This is a genomic window from Achromobacter marplatensis, assembly GCF_049060505.1.
GTDB classification, from domain to species: domain Bacteria; phylum Pseudomonadota; class Gammaproteobacteria; order Burkholderiales; family Burkholderiaceae_B; genus Achromobacter; species Achromobacter marplatensis_A.
The window spans coordinates 259521-275813 of record NZ_JBMGRB010000006.1 but is presented as its reverse complement, the minus strand read 5'-3'; the positions used below and the strand labels follow the sequence as shown (position 1 = coordinate 275813).

At 63.7% G+C, this 16293-nt stretch carries 16 protein-coding genes; 12 read left to right on the top strand and 4 right to left on the bottom strand.

From position 1 onward, the window contains the following. The first annotated feature begins 13 nt into the window (after nucleotides 1–13). The 10 genes from ACI0FO_RS17340 (at nucleotide 14) to ACI0FO_RS17295 (ending at nucleotide 9753) form a co-directional block, all read left to right on the top strand. Entirely contained in the window at nucleotides 14–1021 is a 1008-nt protein-coding gene (locus ACI0FO_RS17340) for a TRAP transporter substrate-binding protein (RefSeq protein ID WP_105556110.1), read from the top strand. Nucleotides 1022–1040: 19 nt separating this feature from the next. Continuing rightward, nucleotides 1041–1484 (top strand): type II 3-dehydroquinate dehydratase, encoded by a 444-nt coding sequence (locus ACI0FO_RS17335; protein WP_310031366.1) that lies wholly within the window; start codon nucleotides 1041–1043, stop codon nucleotides 1482–1484. A gap of 40 nt (nucleotides 1485–1524) precedes the next feature. Beyond that, nucleotides 1525–2100 (top strand): TRAP transporter small permease, encoded by a 576-nt coding sequence (locus tag ACI0FO_RS17330; RefSeq protein ID WP_416028545.1) that lies wholly within the window; start codon nucleotides 1525–1527, stop codon nucleotides 2098–2100. Further along, nucleotides 2097–3377: a TRAP transporter large permease gene (locus tag ACI0FO_RS17325; RefSeq protein ID WP_416028544.1), complete on the top strand. Its 1281-nt coding sequence runs from the start codon at nucleotides 2097–2099 to the stop codon at nucleotides 3375–3377. The genes ACI0FO_RS17330 and ACI0FO_RS17325 overlap by 4 nt, the downstream gene beginning before the upstream one ends. Nucleotides 3378–3456: 79 nt before the next feature. Further along, nucleotides 3457–4158, top strand: coding sequence for a protocatechuate 3,4-dioxygenase subunit beta (pcaH, locus tag ACI0FO_RS17320; RefSeq protein ID WP_313459780.1), 702 nt, complete (start codon nucleotides 3457–3459; stop codon nucleotides 4156–4158). Between the two features lie 3 nt (nucleotides 4159–4161). Then, complete coding sequence (gene pcaG / locus ACI0FO_RS17315) at nucleotides 4162–4740, top strand: protocatechuate 3,4-dioxygenase subunit alpha (protein ID WP_416028543.1); 579 nt, start codon at nucleotides 4162–4164, stop codon at nucleotides 4738–4740. A gap of 24 nt (nucleotides 4741–4764) precedes the next feature. Continuing rightward, nucleotides 4765–6147: a 3-carboxy-cis,cis-muconate cycloisomerase gene (locus ACI0FO_RS17310; protein WP_416028542.1), complete on the top strand. Its 1383-nt coding sequence runs from the start codon at nucleotides 4765–4767 to the stop codon at nucleotides 6145–6147. Nucleotides 6148–6254: 107 nt separating this feature from the next. Next, nucleotides 6255–6812, top strand: coding sequence for a dihydrofolate reductase family protein (locus ACI0FO_RS17305; protein ID WP_416028541.1), 558 nt, complete (start codon nucleotides 6255–6257; stop codon nucleotides 6810–6812). Nucleotides 6813–6982: 170 nt separating this feature from the next. Continuing rightward, nucleotides 6983–7456 (top strand): (2Fe-2S)-binding protein, encoded by a 474-nt coding sequence (locus tag ACI0FO_RS17300; RefSeq protein WP_416028539.1) that lies wholly within the window; start codon nucleotides 6983–6985, stop codon nucleotides 7454–7456. Then, complete coding sequence (locus ACI0FO_RS17295) at nucleotides 7453–9753, top strand: xanthine dehydrogenase family protein molybdopterin-binding subunit (protein ID WP_416028538.1); 2301 nt, start codon at nucleotides 7453–7455, stop codon at nucleotides 9751–9753. The genes ACI0FO_RS17300 and ACI0FO_RS17295 overlap by 4 nt, the downstream gene beginning before the upstream one ends. Before the next feature lie 21 nt (nucleotides 9754–9774). Here the strand turns inward: ACI0FO_RS17295 and ACI0FO_RS17290 are convergent, their stop codons facing one another. Then, a complete protein-coding gene (locus ACI0FO_RS17290) occupies nucleotides 9775–10962 on the bottom strand; it encodes an MFS transporter (protein ID WP_416028537.1) in 1188 nt (395 codons plus the stop codon). A 99-nt stretch (nucleotides 10963–11061) separates the two neighbouring features. On the opposite strand from ACI0FO_RS17290, the gene ACI0FO_RS17285 reads away from it, so the two are divergent. Further along, entirely contained in the window at nucleotides 11062–11976 is a 915-nt protein-coding gene (locus tag ACI0FO_RS17285) for a LysR family transcriptional regulator (protein WP_416028535.1), read from the top strand. A 169-nt stretch (nucleotides 11977–12145) separates the two neighbouring features. Continuing rightward, nucleotides 12146–12979: a TetR/AcrR family transcriptional regulator gene (locus ACI0FO_RS17280; protein ID WP_416028534.1), complete on the top strand. Its 834-nt coding sequence runs from the start codon at nucleotides 12146–12148 to the stop codon at nucleotides 12977–12979. A gap of 19 nt (nucleotides 12980–12998) precedes the next feature. On the opposite strand, the gene ACI0FO_RS17275 is transcribed toward ACI0FO_RS17280, so the two are convergent. From ACI0FO_RS17275 to ACI0FO_RS17265, 3 genes are read right to left on the bottom strand one after another with little or no spacing between them, the layout of a single operon-like run. Continuing rightward, entirely contained in the window at nucleotides 12999–13784 is a 786-nt protein-coding gene (locus ACI0FO_RS17275) for an enoyl-CoA hydratase/isomerase family protein (protein WP_416028533.1), read from the bottom strand. Nucleotides 13785–13825: 41 nt separating this feature from the next. Next, nucleotides 13826–14590, bottom strand: coding sequence for an SDR family NAD(P)-dependent oxidoreductase (locus ACI0FO_RS17270; protein WP_416028532.1), 765 nt, complete (start codon nucleotides 14588–14590; stop codon nucleotides 13826–13828). Then, nucleotides 14587–16236, bottom strand: coding sequence for an AMP-binding protein (locus ACI0FO_RS17265; protein ID WP_416028530.1), 1650 nt, complete (start codon nucleotides 16234–16236; stop codon nucleotides 14587–14589). Before ACI0FO_RS17265 ends, ACI0FO_RS17270 begins: the two co-directional genes overlap by 4 nt. Nucleotides 16237–16293: the final 57 nt, after the last annotated feature.

Below are 16293 nucleotides of genomic sequence, written 5' to 3'. Positions count from 1 at the left end.
GAAGGAGACAACGATGAAGACCCGCATTTTCTGCTTGGGCTTGATGGGCGTTCTATGCTCGGCCGCGATGACGGCCCACGCGCAGGACATCCAGGAACGCACCATCCGCTTCGGCCACCTGAACAACACCGACCACCCCGTGAGCGCGGGCGTGAAGAAGTTTGCAGAGATCCTGTCCAGCAAAAGCGGGGGCAAACTGAAGGTGAAGGAATTCCCGGCATCGCAGCTGGGCAACGAGATGCAGCAGCAGTCCGGCCTGCAAGGCGGCGTGCAGGAAATGTCCGCGCCAGCGTCCACCTCGCTGGCCGGCATCGTTAAGGAATTCGGGCTGATCGATCTACCGTTTTCGGTCACCGACTTTGGTCAGGCGGACGCCCTGCTGGATGGCCCGCTGGGCCGCGCGCTGACCGCCAAGCTGCCCGAAAAAGGCCTGGTGGCGCTGGGTTTCTGGGACCTGGGCTTTCGCAACGTGACGAACTCCAAGCACGCCATCACCAAGCCGGAAGACCTGGCGGGCCTGAAGATCCGCGTTATTCCCAATCCGGTGTTCCTGGACACGTTCAAGGCGTTCAAGGCCAACCCCGTGCCCATGCCGTTTGCGGAACTGTACGGCGCGCTGGAATCCAAAGCGGTGGACGGCCAGGAGAATCCGTACTCGGTGATTCTGTCCAACAAGTTCTACGAAGTGCAGAAGTACGTCAGCGCGACCAACCACGTCTACGCGGCCAACATCGTGTTGGTCAGCAAGAAGTTCTGGGACAAGTTGTCGCCCACCGAACAGCGCATGATGCAAGAGGCGGCCGACGAAGCGCGCGGTTACCAACGCAAGGTCAGCCGCGAAGCCGCGCAAAAGGCCGTGGCGGAATTGCAGGCCAAGGGCATCCAATACAACACGATCGAGCCGGGCCAGAAAGTCCGCATGCAGCAGGTCGTCAAGCCGGTCATCGAACACTTCACCGGCAGCTATGACCCCGCCATCGTCAAGCTCTACAACGACGAACTCGCACGCATCCGCAAGTAAACGCACCGGCGTATCCATCATGAAGATTCTTGTTCTGCACGGCCCGAACCTCAACCTGTTCGGCCGCCGCGAGCCGCACATCTATGGCACCACCACCCTGGCCGAAATCAATCAGCGGCTGGCCGCCCTGGCGGCCGAATTGGGCGTGGAACTGGCCACGCTGCAATCGAACCACGAAGGCGCGCTGATCGATTTCTTGCACGAGAACATCGACGCGGCGCAGGGCGCGCTGGTCAACCCGGCCGGCCTGACGCAGCACGGCGTGCCGCTGCACGACGCCATCAAGGCCATGCCGTTCCCCACGCTGGAAGTGCATATGTCGAACATCGCCGCGCGCGAAACGTGGCGCGCGCATTCGATCATTTCGCCGGCGGTGCGCGGTACCGTGCAGGGGCTGGGGCCGCATTCATACCTGACGGCGCTGCGTGGGTTGGTCGACATCCTGCAAGAAGCACGCGCATGACACGGGGCACTCTTCTTTCCACGCCGAGGGAGGCCGCTCCATGGCTTTCATAGATGGGTGCATCGCGGCGGCGTGCCGCGTGCTGGAAATGGCCATCGCGCTGCTGCTGGCGGCGATGGTGGTGCTGGTCTTCGGCAACGTCGTTGCACGCTATGGCTTCAATTCCGGCATCACGTTGTCGGAAGAGCTATCGCGCTGGATGTTCATCTGGCTGACGTTCCTGGGCGCGGTCATCGCGTTGAAGGAACGCGGCCACCTGGGCATGGACATGGTGGTGGCCAAGCTGCCGACGGCGGGCAAGAAGATCTGCCTGGTCGTGGGCCAGATCATCATGCTGTACATCGTGGGCCTGATGTTCAAGGGCAGCTGGGAACAGGCTGTGATCAATGCGGACGTCAGCGCGCCGGTCAGCGGCTTGCCGATGGCGATCGTGTATGTGGCGGGCTTGGTGTTCTCGGCCCTGGCCGGGCTGATCATCGCCGTGGATCTGTACCGCGTGCTGGCCGGAAAGCTGCGCGACCAGGACCTGATCATGGTCCAGGAGTCTGAAGAAGCCGTGCAACTCAAGCAGATTCTGGACGACGCCAACCACGGCGCGCCGGGGAGAAGCGCATGACTATCTTCGTATTCATCGGGTCGCTGCTGGGCGTGATGGCCCTGGGCGTGCCCATCGCTTTTGCACTGTTGGCCAGCGGCGTGGCCCTGATGTGGCACCTGGACATCTTCGATTCGCAGATCCTGGCGCAGAACGTCATCGGTGGCGCCGACAGTTTTCCGCTGCTGGCAGTGCCGTTCTTCATGCTGGCCGGCGAAATCATGAACGTGGGCGGCCTGTCCAAGCGCATCGTGGACCTGGCGTTGGCGCTGGTCGGGCACGTCAAGGGCGGGCTGGGCTATGTGACCATCATGGCCGGCTGCCTGTTGTCGGCGTTGTCCGGCTCCGCCGTGGCGGATGCGGCGGCGTTGACGGCGTTGCTGCTGCCGATGATGGTCAGTGCCGGCCACAAGAAATCAACGGCCGGCGGCTTGATTGCGGCCACGGGCGTGATCGGCCCGGTGATCCCGCCCAGCATCGGCCTGGTGATTTTCGGCGTGGCGGCGAACGTGTCGATTTCGAAGCTGTTCATGGCCGCGATCGTGCCGGGGCTGCTGATCGGCGGGGCCTTGTGGCTGACCTGGGCCTGGCTGGTTCGCCGTGAGAAAGTGGCGCCGCCACCGCGTAAATCCGCCAAGGAAATCGGCACGGCGGCGCGCAAGGCGCTGTGGGCGCTGATGCTGCCGGTCATCATCCTGGTGGGCTTGCGAATGGGCGTCTTCACGCCAACCGAGGCCGCGGTGGTCGCGGCCACGTATGCGCTGCTGGTATCGACGCTGGTCTACCGCGAACTGAAGTTGAATCAGTTGTATGCGGTGTTTGTGTCGGCCGCCAAGACCAGCGCGATCGTGATGTTCCTGATTGCCGCCGCCATGGTCAGCGCCTGGCTGATTACCGTGGCCGACCTGCCCGCCAAAGTCGTGGACATGCTTCAGCCCTACATCGGCAACAAGATCCTGCTGATGGCGGCGATCATGGTGTTGGTGATGGTGGTGGGTACCGCCATGGACATGACGCCCACCATCCTGATCCTGACGCCCGTGCTGATGCCGGTGGTGCGCGCGGCCGGCATCGACCCGGTGTATTTCGGCGTGCTGTTCATCATCAACAACTCGATCGGCCTGGTGACGCCGCCCGTGGGCACCGTGCTCAATGTGGTGGCGGGCGTGGGCAAGATGAAGATGGACGACGTCACCCGAGGGGTCATGCCGTTCATGGCCGCGGAATTCGCGGTCATGTTCCTGATGGTCGTCTTCCCCGCGCTGGTCATCGTGCCCGCGCGCTGGTTCGGCGGTTGATACGCATGCCTAGTTCGCGCCTCGTTCCCATTGCTGAACGGGGCAGGCGCGAACCGCTATTCAAAGGAGAATTCCAGCAATGTCCAAACTTGCCCAATACCGGCGTCCGTTCTGGGATACGCAGCCCGCTTACCGCTTTGACGCGTATGGTTCCACGCTGCTACGTTCGCCAAACGAGCCGCTGATCGCGCTGCCGCAAACCTTGTCGGAAATCACTGGCCCGGCGTTCGGCGCCGCCTTCGTCAAGCAGGGCGACAACGACCTGACGCGCATCGCCAGCGCCGAGGCCATCGGCGAACGCATCATCGTGTCGGGCCGCGTGCTGGACGAGAACGGCCGCCCCGTGCCCGACGCGCTGATCGAAATATGGCAGGCCAATGCTGCCGGCCGCTACCTGCACAAGCGCGATCAGCATGATGCGCCGCTGGACCCGAACTTCAGCGGCGAGGGCCGGACGGTGACGGACGCACATGGCCGTTATCAGTTCAAGACCATCAAGCCCGGCGCCTACCCGTGGGGCAATCATTACAACGGCTGGCGGCCGCAGCATATCCACTTTTCGTTGTTTGGCCGCGCCTATGCCACGCGGTTGGTCACGCAGATGTACTTTCCGGGCGATCCGTTGCTGGAATTCGACCCCATTTTCCAGTGCGTGCCGGACGCCAAGGCGCGCGCGCGCCTGGTCGCCACGCTTGACTGGGAAACCACCGTGCCTGAATACGCGCTGGGCTATCGCTTCGATATCGTGCTGCGCGGCCGCAACGCTACCCCGATGGAGTAACGCATGCTCTACCCCACTACCTCGCAAACCGTCGGCCCCTACCTGCACATCGGCCTGTCGGGCCTGAACTGTGCGGACTTGACCGCGGGTCAGCCCGACCTGGCCGTGGCCTCGGTCGTGATCGAAGGGCGCGTCATTGACGGCCAGGGCAATCCGGTGCCGGACGGTATGATCGAAATTTGGCAAGCCGACGCCCGCGGCGTTTACCGCCATCCGGACGACCCGCGCCATGGCGCGCCCGCCATAAGTACGCCGGGCTTTACGGGGTTTGGACGCGTGCCGACGGAAGCGGACGGCTCGTTCCGCTTCACCACGATCAAGCCCGGCAGCGTGCCCGCGCCGGACGGCACGCTGCAAGCGCCCCATCTGCTGGTCTCGCTATTCATGCGCGGCCTGCTTAAACACCTATCGACGCGCTTGTACTTTCCGGATGAAGCCCAGGCCAACGAACAGGATTGGGTGATGCGCCAGACCCCCGCCGCCCGCAGGGGAACGCTGGTCGCGCAGGCGTCGGACGACGGCGTACTGCGCTGGAATGTCGTCTTGCAGGGCGCGGGCGAAACCGTGTTCTTCGATGTTTGATCGCCACGGCAACGGACGCGCCACATGACCATTCTTTCCGGCCTGACCGAACAGATCTATTCCGACCGCGACATCTTGGGTTTGTTCTCCGGGCCCGGCACCATCAGGCGGATGCTGGCGGTGGAAGCGGCGCTGGCCCGCGCCCAGGCGCACTGTGGCGTTATCCCCGCCCGCGCGGCCCGCAGCATTCATGACGTCTGCCATGCCGAGGATATTGATGCCATCCTGGATCTGGAGGCGATCGCCACGGCCTCAATGCTGGCCGGCAACATTGCCATTCCCTTTGTCAAGCAACTGACCGCCGCCGTGCGTCGGGTTGATCCCGAGGCGGCACGTTTCGTGCATTGGGGCGCCACCAGCCAGGACGTGCTGGACACCGCGCTGGTCTTGCAGCTGCAACAGGTCGCCGCGCAGCTGGACCAGGACCTGGACGCGGCGCAACGTGCATGTGCGCGACTGACGGCGGCGCACCGCGACACGATCATGGTCGGGCGCACGTGGTTGCAGCACGCGCTGCCCACTACGTTTGGCGTCAAGACGGCCGGTTGGCTGGAAGCCTTGGCGCGGGCGCAGCGACGCCTGCGGCACGACGCCGAACAAGCCGCTCTGCTGCAATTCGGCGGCGCCGCCGGCACGTTGGCCAGCCTGGGCGACGCCGCACCCGCCATCGCCGGCGCCTTGGCCAAAGAGTTGGGCCTGGCGCTGCCCAATATGCCCTGGCACGCGCATCGCGACCGGTTGGCCGATATGGCCGCGACGTTGGGCGTACTGACGGGCACGCTGGGCAAGATCGCCCGCGATGTGTCGTTGATGGCGCAGACCGAAATCGCCGAACTTGCCGAACCCGGCGGCCCGGGACGGGGCGGCTCCAGCACCATGCCGCACAAGCGCAATCCCGTCAGCTGCGCCGCCATCCTGGCCGCCGCCACCCGCGTGCCGCCACTGGTGTCCACCATGCTCTCCTCCATGGTGCAAGAACACGAACGCGCGTTGGGCGGCTGGCAGGCGGAATGGGACGTCCTGCCACAAATCTGCGCGCTGACCGGTGGCGCGCTACGCCACGTGGCAGGCATGCTGGACGGCCTTGAAGTCCACGCCGCCAACATGGCGCGCAATGTAGACGCAACAAACGGATTGATCCTTGCCGAGGCTTATGCGCTTGCGCTGGGCGCTCGAATCGGCCGCATAGAGGCCCACGAGCTGATCGAACAAGCATCACAGGACGCCGTGCGCCGCAACTGTTCGCTAAAAGCAAGCGTACGCGAGGCATTAGCCAAGCATGAAGCGACACGCGAGTTGCTGGGCGACCATGACCTTGACCGCCTGGGCGATCCCGCCACCTACTTGGGTGAAGCGCAATCTATTTGCGACCGCGTGCTCGCGAGCTGGGCGGAATCCTCTTCCTGAGCACCGCATCGCTTTTATTCAAGTCCATCCCGGTCTGATGTATCTTTAATCCGCAGATTTATTCGCAAAGTTGGAGCCGGATTCAAGAATTTCGGGAGAACGACATCATGGGAATCCTGACTTTCAGTATGAACGTCACGCTTGACGGCTGCGTAGACCATCGGGAAGGGACCGCCGACGACGACACGCACGCCTTCTTCACCCGGCTCATGGATGGGTGCGGGGCGTTGTTGTGGGGGCGCGTCACCTACGAGATGATGGAGGCCTATTGGCCGGCCGTCGCCCGCGGCGACGTCGAGGCATCTGCGGCGATGCGCGATTGGGCCGTCAAGCTGGACGCCAAGCCAAAATACGTCGTGTCCTCGACGCGAAAGGACTACCCGTGGATCAACACCCGTCACATCGCAGACGACCTGCGCACTGGCGTACAGAAGCTCAAGGACTCGAACCCCAGCGGTGTGCTGGTTGGTAGCGGCAATCTCGCGGCCGAGCTGGACCGGCTGAATCTGGTCGATGAATACCAATTCCTTATTCACCCTCGGATCGCCGGGCACGGCCCGACGCTGTTCGAGGGCGGGCTGCCCGGTACGCGACTGCTTGATTTGATCTCTGCCAAGCCGCTCCCTGGCGGTGTGGTCGCCATGCACTATCGGCGTGCGCGCTGACGCCAAGGCGAGTCAATTTGCGCACGACTACCCCGTGAACGCTTAAAGTGCCTATTAGCCCCGCTAATTGTCCATGGCGGAATTTTGCACCAGAATGATTTACTTTCGAGCCAATCCCCTCGTTCGGGGCATCGCACAATGTTCTTGGCTCTGACCCAAGGAGTTCGTCCATGATGCGTCTTCAAGTCAACGGCCAGACCACAGAGATCAGCGCGCCTGATGAGATGCCCCTGCTGTGGGCCCTGCGCGATGAGCTTGGCATGACCGGCACAAAATTCGGCTGCGGCATGGCCTTGTGCGGGGCCTGTACGGTCCACATGGACGGGTCGCCGATCCGTTCGTGCGTCACGCCGGTTTCGGCTACCGTCGGCCATGCGATCGCGACGATCGAAGGCATGGAGGCGGACCGCTTGGGCAAGGTCGTGCAACAGGCCTGGGTCGAGAACAACGTGGCGCAGTGCGGCTACTGCCAGGCCGGCCAGATCATGACGGCGGTAAGCCTGCTGAAGACAACGCCCAAGCCCACCGAACAGCAGATCGACGACGCCATGAGCGGCAACATCTGCCGCTGCGGCACGTACCCGCGCATCCGCGCCGCCATTCAACAGGTCGCCCAGCGCCTGGCGCAGGGAGACAAGCAATGACCGCCGCTTCTCAACTCTCCCGGCGCGGATTTTTGCAAGGCACCGTCGCCGCGTTAACGCTGGCCGTCACGGCCAAGGGCGTGGTCACGGCCGCTTGGGCTGCCGACACCACCGCCCCAAAATACGGCGCCGACTCCATGCCCGGCGGCACGGTGGATGATCCGCTGGTTTTCGTGTCCATCGCGCCGGACGGCACCGTCACCATCGTGGCGCACCGCGCCGAGATGGGCACGGGCGTGCGCACCAGCTTGCCCATGGTGGTGGCGGACGAAATGGAGTCCGACTGGGCGCGCGTGAAGGTCGTGCAGGCCGAGGCCGACGAGGTGCGCTATGGCAACCAGAACGTGGACGGCTCGCGCAGCGTCCGCCATTTTCTGACGCCCATGCGGCGCGTCGGCGCCGCCGCCCGCCAGATGCTTGAAGCCGCGGCGGCGGCGCGTTGGTCCGTTCCCGTGGCCGAGGTCAAGGCTGTGCAGCATGAGGTGCTGCACCCGCCCACCGGACGTCGGCTGGGTTATGGCGAACTGGCGGCGGACGCGGCCAAGCAGGCGGTGCCCACGGGCGACGCGCTCAGGTTGAAGGCCCGGAGCGAGTTCCGGTACATCGGCAAAGACCGTGTGCGCCTGGTTGACCTGGAAGCCATCGGTAAAGGCCAGGCCACCTACGGCATGGATATGCGCCTGCCCGGCATGGTCTATGCGGTGGTGGCGCGCCCGCCCGTGGTGGGCGGGCGGCTGCGTCGTTTCGATAGCGCCAAGGCGCTAGCCGTGCCAGGCGTGCTGAAGGTCGTGGAGATCCCCGCGATGAAAGGCGCGCCCGCCTTCCAGCCACTGGGCGGCGTGGCGGTCGTGGCGCGCAACACCTGGGCCGCTCGCCTGGGCCGCGACGCCTTGGAGATCGAATGGGACGACGGCCCTAATGGCGGCTACGACTCAACCGCCTACCGCCAGACTTTAGAGGCGGCGGCGCGCAAAGCCGGCAAGGCGATACGCACGCAAGGCGACACCGCGCAGACTTGGGCCAAGGCGCCCGAAGCCCAGCGCGTGGCCGCGGAATACTACGTGCCGCATCTGGCTCACGCCTCGATGGAACCGCCGGTGGCCACGGTGTTGATCAAAGGGAGCACCGCCGAGGTCTGGACGTCCGTTCAGAACCCCGCGGCCGCGCGCGAGGCCGTGGCTGCCCGCCTTAAGCTTGAACCGGCCAACGTCAAGGTCAACGTGTTGCTGCTGGGCGGCGGCTTTGGACGGAAGTCCAAGCCCGACTTCGTGGATGAAGCGGCCATCGTCGCCCGCGCCATGCCCGAGGGTACGCCAGTCAAGCTGGTATGGACGCGCGAGGACGACATCCGCCACGATTACCTGCACACCGTGTCGGTCGAACGGCTGGAGGCCGTCCTGGACAAGAACGGACAGGTCCAATCCTGGCTGCACCGCAGCGCCGCGCCCACTATCGCCTCGCTTTTTTCCGAAGGGGCCAAAGGCCAGCAGATGTTCGAGTCGGCGATGTCGGCGATCAACATGCCTTACCGCATTCCGAACGTGCAGGTGGAAACGGCCGAAGTCGAGGCGCATGCCCGCATCGGCTGGTTCCGCTCTGTCGCCAACATTCCGCATGCCTTCGCGGCCCAGTGCTTCATCGCCGAGTTGGCTGACCGCGCAGGCAAGGATCCCAAGGACTTTGCGCTAGACCTTATCGGTCCGGCGCGACGCATCGACCCGGGCACCCTGGCCGACACCTGGAACTACTCCGAATCGCCCGAACGCTATCCTTACGACACCGGCCGCTTGCGCGGGGTTATCGAGGCGGCATGCAAAGGCGCCGAATGGGGCCGCACGCTGCCCAAGGGCCACGGCCTGGGGCTGGCATTCTGCTATAGCTTCCTGAGCTACACCGCCACCGTGGTCGAGGTTGCCGTGGACGACAAGGGCGACGTGCGCATCATCGCGGTGGACATGGCGATGGACTGCGGGCCGCAGATCAATCCCGAGCGCATCCGCGCCCAGATGGAAGGCGGCGCCATCATGGGCCTGAGCCTGGCCCTTAGCAGCGAAATCACCTTCGAAAAGGGCCGCGTGAAGCAGAGCAATTTCCACGACTACGAGGTATTGCGCCACAATGCGTCGCCGCGCGTGATCCGGACCCACCTGGTGAATGACGACTACGCACTGCCGCCAGGCGGCGTCGGCGAACCGCCGGTACCGCCCGTGGCGCCCGCGTTATGCAACGCCATCTTCGCTGCCACCGGCAAGCGCGTGCGCAGCCTGCCGGTGCGCACGGTGGATCGATCGGCGTGAACGGGTGCGGCGCAGGCCGGGTCAGCGGCTGCTTGCCCGGACTTGCGACCGCGAGGTCAGGAAGGCGAGCAGCGCCGCGAACAACAGCACGGCGGCACTTGCCATGAAGGTGCCTTGGTAGCCTGTCGAATCGAACAGCAGGCCGCCAAGGGTGGAGCCCAGGGCAATAGCCAACTGGATCACGGCCACCATCAGGCCGCCGCCGGCCTCCGCGTTGCGAGGCATGGCGTCGGCGATCCAGCTCCACCAGCCTACCGGGGCCGAGGTCGCCATCAGGCCCCACAGGGCCAGCAGCGCGACCACGGCGGCGACCCGCGCGCCGAAAGGAATCAGCGTCAACGCGATCATCGCCATGAGTACGGGAATGATGATCAGCGCCCCGTACAGGCTGCGTTTGAGGACCGAGCCGATCAGCGCCGTGCCGATGACGCCGGCCACGCCGATCGCCAGCAGGATGAGCGACAGCGTGGTCACGTTCACGATTGTCACGGTTTCCAGGAACGGCCGCACATAGGTGAACAGGGCGAACTGCCCCATGAAGAACGCGCCGCAAGCGGCCATTCCCAGGGCCACCGGTGGGCTTGCCAGTACCTTGAAGACGTTGCTCGAACCCGGCGCGCGCTGTTGGGCCGCCATGTCCGGCAGGCTGATCCACTGCCAGACCAGCGCCACCGCCGCCACCGGCACGAGGCAGAAGAAAGCGCCACGCCAACCCAGGATAGCGCCCAGCCAGGCTCCCAACGGTGCGGCGATCACCGTCGCCAGCGCATTGCCCCCGTTGAAAATCGCCAATGCGCGCGGCACCTGCTCGGGAGGCACCAGGCGCATGGCCGTCGCGGCCGACATGGACCAGAACCCGCCGATCACCATGCCGATGAGCGCGCGTCCCACCATGTAGATCAGGTAGCTGGGCGCCAGTGCCACCACGGCGCCGGAGACGGCCATCAACGCCGTCAACGCAAGCAGTAGCGTCTTGCGGTTCATGTCGCCGGCAAGCCGCGAGATGGACAGGCTGGTCAGCACCGCGAACGCGCCAGAGATGGCGATCCCTTTCCCGACCATTCCGTCGCTGACGCGCAGGTCGGCCGCGATCGGCGTCAGCAGGCTGACGGGCATGAACTCGGAGGCGATCAGCGCAAAGACGCACAGCGACATGGCGAACACGCCGCTCCAGTTCGGATCGCCATGGGATCGATACTGTTTTTTCATGCCATGAATCTTGGCGCACGGAAGGTTACTCGACTAGCTAATGAAATCTTAAAAGGTATATTAGTCTCACTAATTAATAGTTCGTGGGAGACTCCTGCCATGGTCAAACGCAACCTGAACGATCTTCTGTACTTCGTGACCGTGGCGCGGGAAGGCAGCTTCACGCGCGCCGCCTCGTTGCTGGGCGTCACGCAGTCGGCCCTCAGCCAGGCCATCAGCGGCCTGGAATCCAGGCTGTCGATCCGGCTGCTTACGCGCACCACGCGCAGTGTGTCGCCCACGGCTGCCGGCGAGCGCCTGCTTAATGCCATCGGGAACCGATTTGATGAGATCGACGCGGAACTCGATGAACTGACCAAGATGCGGGACAAGCCGGCCGGCACGGTAAGGATCACGTGCGGCGAGCACATTCTTCGGACAACGCTGCTACCCAAGCTGACGCCCCTGCTGCTGGAATATCCAGACATCAAAGTCGAATTCGACGTCAACTACGGATTCCGGGACATCGTGGCCGACCGCTTCGATGCGGGCGTGCGGATGGGCGACACCATCGACAGGGACATGATCGCGGTGCCCGTGGGGCCGAAATTGCGCATGGCGATCGCGGCTTCGCCGGCATACTTCCAGACGCATCCCGTCCCCAAGGTGCCGCGCGACCTGCTCAACCACAACTGCATCAACATGCGCATGCAGACGGCAGGGGGTCTCTACACCTGGGACTTCGAACGTCGCGGCCAATCACTGAACGTTCGGGTGGATGGTCAACTCGTCTTCAACACGTCGCCCAGCATCGTGGATGCGGCGGTGGCGGGATTGGGCATAGCGTCCCTGCCTGAAGAAGAGTTCGCGCCGCACCTTCAGGAAGGGCGGCTGGTGCGCGTACTGGAGGATTGGTGTCCACCGTTCCCGGGATACTACTTGTACTACCCAAGCCGCAAGCAACCGTCCCATGCGTTTTCGTTGGTGCTTGAGGCGCTGCGGTGGAATTCGCCTTCCGGCGCCAAGAAGCCATAGGGCAACGTTGCCCGGGGCCGGGCATTCGGAACGCCGGTCTTGGCGCCCGTGCAAGATGCAGGCGCCGTCTTGGAAAGCAGTTGAGTGGCCATGAACTCAAGTACGCTTGTATTGTGCAAAAATTGTATTCATCATCCTTTTATTTTTCACATCATCGGAAAATCAAGTCATGGCTGACGAGAAGCACTCTGCGGTGGGCGGGCGAGTCAGCATCTACCGAAGGCCGAACAGCAGGTTCTGGCAATGCCAAGCCACATTCGACGGCAAGAGTGAGCGCATCAGCACCAAGACGGAAGACTTGGGCAAGGCGCGGCATTTTGCCGAGAATTGGTACTTGTCCCGAACGGATAATGGGGATGCGACGCAGGGCGAGAGCGGGGCGGCACACAACGCGGTGAGGGCCGGCCGGCCAAACTACAGTTTGCCGCTGCATGACAAACGGGCGCGCTTTCTGGCGGCGGCGATTGATTTGGTGGCGCAGGTGGGGTTTCGCGACACCCAGGTCAATGCGATCGCCGAGCGCGCGGGCATGGCGCCCGCGACCCTATACCGGTATTTCAGTTCACGGGAAAGCCTGCTGGTGGAAGTGGTCTCCCACGTCTCGCAGCATGAGGTCAATGTCGTTGCCGGGATCGCGATGGGAAATGACGAGCCCGCGACGCTGCTGCGGGCGTGCGCCTATGCTTTCGGCAGCCGTGCCATCCGCGCGAAGCAGCTTGGCTACGCATTGGTAGCCGAGCCGGTTGACTCCGCCATTGAGCTCGAACGGCTGAAATACCGAAGCAAGCTGATGCGCGTCTTTGAAACGATCATTGAACGGGGCATGCGCAATGGCGACTTCGTTGAACAAAACCCGGAGGTCTCCTCCGCATGTATCGTGGGGTCATTGTTCGAGGCACTCGTCGGCCCGCTGGCGCGCAACAACGACGCGACCGACCGTCAGCGGCTGGAGAGCGTCAGAGAAATTGCGGACTTTTGCGTGAGAGCCGTCGAGCGACGGTGAGCAACCGTTGGCGGTCGGCCTAACGGCTGCCTACAAATCGAGCTAGCCCGTCTTGCATGGCGCGAGTGTCCGAATGCGCTTCGAGCGTCGTGATCTCGTTCTCCAGCGCTTCTGCGATGGGCAGTGCGTGGGCGGCGACAAACAGGGATTTTGCCCGTTGGATCGTCTGCCGATCGGCAAGCGACATTTCGCCCGCAAGGCGGATGGCGCATTGTCGCAATGCTTCCATCGGCGCCACGGCGTGCACGATGCCCCAATCCATGGCTTGCGTGGCGCTTATCGCGCTGCCAGACAAGATCATCCATTTGGCCCGCTGATGGCCGATGACACGCGGCAGCCTGACACTACTACCCCCACCGGGCAGAAGTTCGCGTAGTGTGTGGGCGTCGCCGATGGTGGCGTCGTCCGCCGCGATGATGGCGTCGCAGCACAACAGCAGTTCCAGTCCGCCGGCGCGCACGGCGCCGTGGGCCATGCCGACAATGGGCAGGGCAGACGATTCGAATCGCCGGCAGACTTCACGGAAGTTGTCCAGCAGTCGCCGCACGGCCGTCTTACCGCCTTCCAGCAATTCAACGAGGTCGGCTCCCGCACAAAAATTCCGCCCCGCTCCAGAAAATATGACTGCCCGCACGTTCGATTCGGCTTCCGCCGCATCCAATGCGGCGATCACATCGCTTAGCAGCGCGGAGCTGACGGCGTTGGCCTTTTCCGGGCGGTCGAGCGTGATCCAGGCGATGCCTGCATGCACCCTGCAGATCCGGGTAAGCAGACGTCCTTCGTGTTCCAATCCAGCGTGTTCCATTACTTCACCTTGTGTTCCATCGGTAGTGCTGTTTCTTCGGCCTATGGTGCAAAGCGCGCCCCGCCGTCCAGGCGGTAGCAGGTGCCGTTCACGTACGGGTTGGTCAGAATGGACTGCACCATCTGTGCGAATTCGTCCGGTAGCCCGGTACGTTTCGGAAAAAGGAAGCTCTTCTCCATGGCCTCCATGCCCTTCGTCGGGACGTTCGCGGTGAGCTCGGTTTCGAAAACGCCCGGCGCCACCGTCATGCAGCGGATGCCGTGTTCGGCCAGGTCACGCGCAATCGGCAAGGTCATACCGACGATGGCCGCCTTGCTTGCGCTGTACGCGGCTTGTCCTTTCAATCCATCGAAAGCCGCGATGGAGCTGGTGTTCACGATCACACCGCGCTGGCCATGACCGTCTGGCTGGTTTTCGATCATTTTTTCGGCGGCCAGTCGCAATACGTTGAATGACCCGGTCAGGTTGATGGCGATGATCCGGTTCCATAACTCAAGATCATGGGCAACGCCGCGCGAAACCGTCTTTGCCGCGGAAGGAATGCCGGCGCAATTGACGACGAAACGAAGTTCCCCGAACGCCGACATCCCTTGGTCAATGGCAGCGCTGACTTCCATGGGGTTGCAAACGTCTGCCTGGGCGGCGACGTGATCGCCGGGCAACTCGGCCTTCAAGGCATCGAGTTTTTCCCTGTTCAGGTCGACCAGCACAAGCCTTGCGCCATGGGACGCCAACAACCAGGCGGTGGCACGACCCAGTCCCGAGGCGGCGCCGGTCACGATTCCTGTTGAAGCTGCCAGTGTCATGCCGGACTCCTTAGCGCATCACGCAACTCTTTGCGCAACACGAACCGCTGAGTTTTCCCGGAAGGGGTTTTCGGTAGCTCGTCCCGGTAGTGAACCCGGCGCGGATAGGCGTGCGCAGCGTATTCCGTGCGCACTTTTTTCTGAAGTTCCTCTGACAACGCGTCATTGGCCGAGTATCCCGGGTTTAGGACGACGACCGCTTCCAGGACTTCGCCCCGGATTTCGTCAGGGACGGCGACGACGGCGACGTCCCGCACGGCCGGATGTGAGGCGATAACGGATTCCACATCGAAGGGGCCAATCCGGTAGCCGGCCATGATGATTACATCGTCGTCTCGTGACGAGAAGCGGAAGTAGCCTTCGTCGTCATACAAGGCCAGGTCCCCGGTCAGATACCAACGTCCGCAAGGCGTGAGTCTGTCGGCATTTTTTTCCGGCGAGCTGGCGTATCCCTCGAACCACGCCAAGGGGCTACGGGACAGGCACGCGGCCAGCAGACCGGCCTGATTGGGGCCCAGCTCCTCGTGCGTCGCGGGGTCGATCACGGTCATATGCCAGCCCGGCAGGGCGCGGCCCATCGAGCCAGGCTTGATGGGCTGCCGCAGATCGGGGTGGTGATGGTTGTTCAGCAGCATTCCCGCTTCCGTTTGGCCAAAATGGTCGTGAACCAGCGTTCCCAGACCGGCGGGCGCCCATTGATTGACGTCCGGCGTCAGGGGCTCGCCCGCGCTGGATGCGCAGCGCAACGAGACGAATTCCGCAGGTATGCCGTGGGCTTTCAGGCTGCGATAGACCGTGGGCGCCGCGGTGAAGTTGGTCACGCCCTCGCGCTTTAGCACCGCCAGCGTGCCTTCGGGGGTGAACTTCTCCGTGTGCATGATCGACGGCACGCCGGTGGAAAGCGAGACCATCACGCCGAAATAGAGCCCATAGGCCCAGCCTGGGTCCGCGGCGTTCCAGAATGTGTCTTCGGCAATAAGGCCGAGTCCAAATTCCCCATAGGCTTGAAACCCCGCCACGGCGCGCAATGGCACGACGACGCCTTTGGGCTTGCCGGTGGTGCCTGACGTGTACACCTCGATTATGGCGCCTTGGCCCGAGGTGACATGCGCCGAAAAAGACCAGTCACCGCCTGCTTCGATCTCAGCCAGCGTTAGCCCGTCCGCGGAAGTTGGGCCGGCGATTGCAACTCCAAGCCCGGGCAGGACGTCCCCAGCTAGCCCCTGGAGTTTGGCACGCTGCGCCTCATCGCACACCACCAGCTTGGTGCCGCTGCTTGCAAGCCGCATCTCGATGGCGGGCTTGGCGAAGGCCGTGAATAGCGGGACATACACGGCGCCAAGGCGCCAGATCGCCAGCAGCGTCACGAGATAATCTTCGCCCTTGGCCATCAGCGTCGCAATGCGGTCGCCCACGCCGTAGCCGCGCTTGCTTAATCCGCTGGCGAGCTTTTCAGACCGCTCGCGCAGCCGACCGTAAGTGATGACGATCGCCTTGCCGTCCGCAGTGACGACGCGATAGGCGGTGGCGCCCGGATCGTGCCGGTCGCATAGCAGGTCGCTCGCGGCGGCGTCTGCCGCGCCGTAGGCGGCGATAAGGTCCGCCAGGCGGTCCCCCACGCGCGCGCTGTACTCGGCTACCTTCATGGTGTTCTCCTTTCCTCTGTCTTTCTTGATGCGTAGATGTTTGCCGGCTCTTTGGCC

Excerpts from the sequence above, each read along its gene's own strand:
- pcaH (WP_313459780.1), top strand. The coding sequence starts at position 3,457 with ATGTCCAAACTTGCCCAATACCGGCGTCCGTTCTGGGATACGCAGCCC.
- ACI0FO_RS17270 (WP_416028532.1), bottom strand. The coding sequence starts at position 14,590 with ATGACACTGGCAGCTTCAACAGGAATCGTGACCGGCGCCGCCTCGGGA.
- ACI0FO_RS17335 (WP_310031366.1), top strand. The coding sequence starts at position 1,041 with ATGAAGATTCTTGTTCTGCACGGCCCGAACCTCAACCTGTTCGGCCGC.
- ACI0FO_RS17285 (WP_416028535.1), top strand. The coding sequence starts at position 11,062 with ATGGTCAAACGCAACCTGAACGATCTTCTGTACTTCGTGACCGTGGCG.
- ACI0FO_RS17310 (WP_416028542.1), top strand. The coding sequence starts at position 4,765 with ATGACCATTCTTTCCGGCCTGACCGAACAGATCTATTCCGACCGCGAC.
- ACI0FO_RS17305 (WP_416028541.1), top strand. The coding sequence starts at position 6,255 with ATGGGAATCCTGACTTTCAGTATGAACGTCACGCTTGACGGCTGCGTA.
- ACI0FO_RS17275 (WP_416028533.1), bottom strand. The coding sequence starts at position 13,784 with ATGGAACACGCTGGATTGGAACACGAAGGACGTCTGCTTACCCGGATC.
- ACI0FO_RS17340 (WP_105556110.1), top strand. The coding sequence starts at position 14 with ATGAAGACCCGCATTTTCTGCTTGGGCTTGATGGGCGTTCTATGCTCG.
- pcaG (WP_416028543.1), top strand. The coding sequence starts at position 4,162 with ATGCTCTACCCCACTACCTCGCAAACCGTCGGCCCCTACCTGCACATC.
- ACI0FO_RS17265 (WP_416028530.1), bottom strand. The coding sequence starts at position 16,236 with ATGAAGGTAGCCGAGTACAGCGCGCGCGTGGGGGACCGCCTGGCGGAC.
- ACI0FO_RS17325 (WP_416028544.1), top strand. The coding sequence starts at position 2,097 with ATGACTATCTTCGTATTCATCGGGTCGCTGCTGGGCGTGATGGCCCTG.
- ACI0FO_RS17280 (WP_416028534.1), top strand. The coding sequence starts at position 12,146 with ATGGCTGACGAGAAGCACTCTGCGGTGGGCGGGCGAGTCAGCATCTAC.
- ACI0FO_RS17300 (WP_416028539.1), top strand. The coding sequence starts at position 6,983 with ATGATGCGTCTTCAAGTCAACGGCCAGACCACAGAGATCAGCGCGCCT.
- ACI0FO_RS17295 (WP_416028538.1), top strand. The coding sequence starts at position 7,453 with ATGACCGCCGCTTCTCAACTCTCCCGGCGCGGATTTTTGCAAGGCACC.
- ACI0FO_RS17290 (WP_416028537.1), bottom strand. The coding sequence starts at position 10,962 with ATGAAAAAACAGTATCGATCCCATGGCGATCCGAACTGGAGCGGCGTG.
- ACI0FO_RS17330 (WP_416028545.1), top strand. The coding sequence starts at position 1,525 with ATGGCTTTCATAGATGGGTGCATCGCGGCGGCGTGCCGCGTGCTGGAA.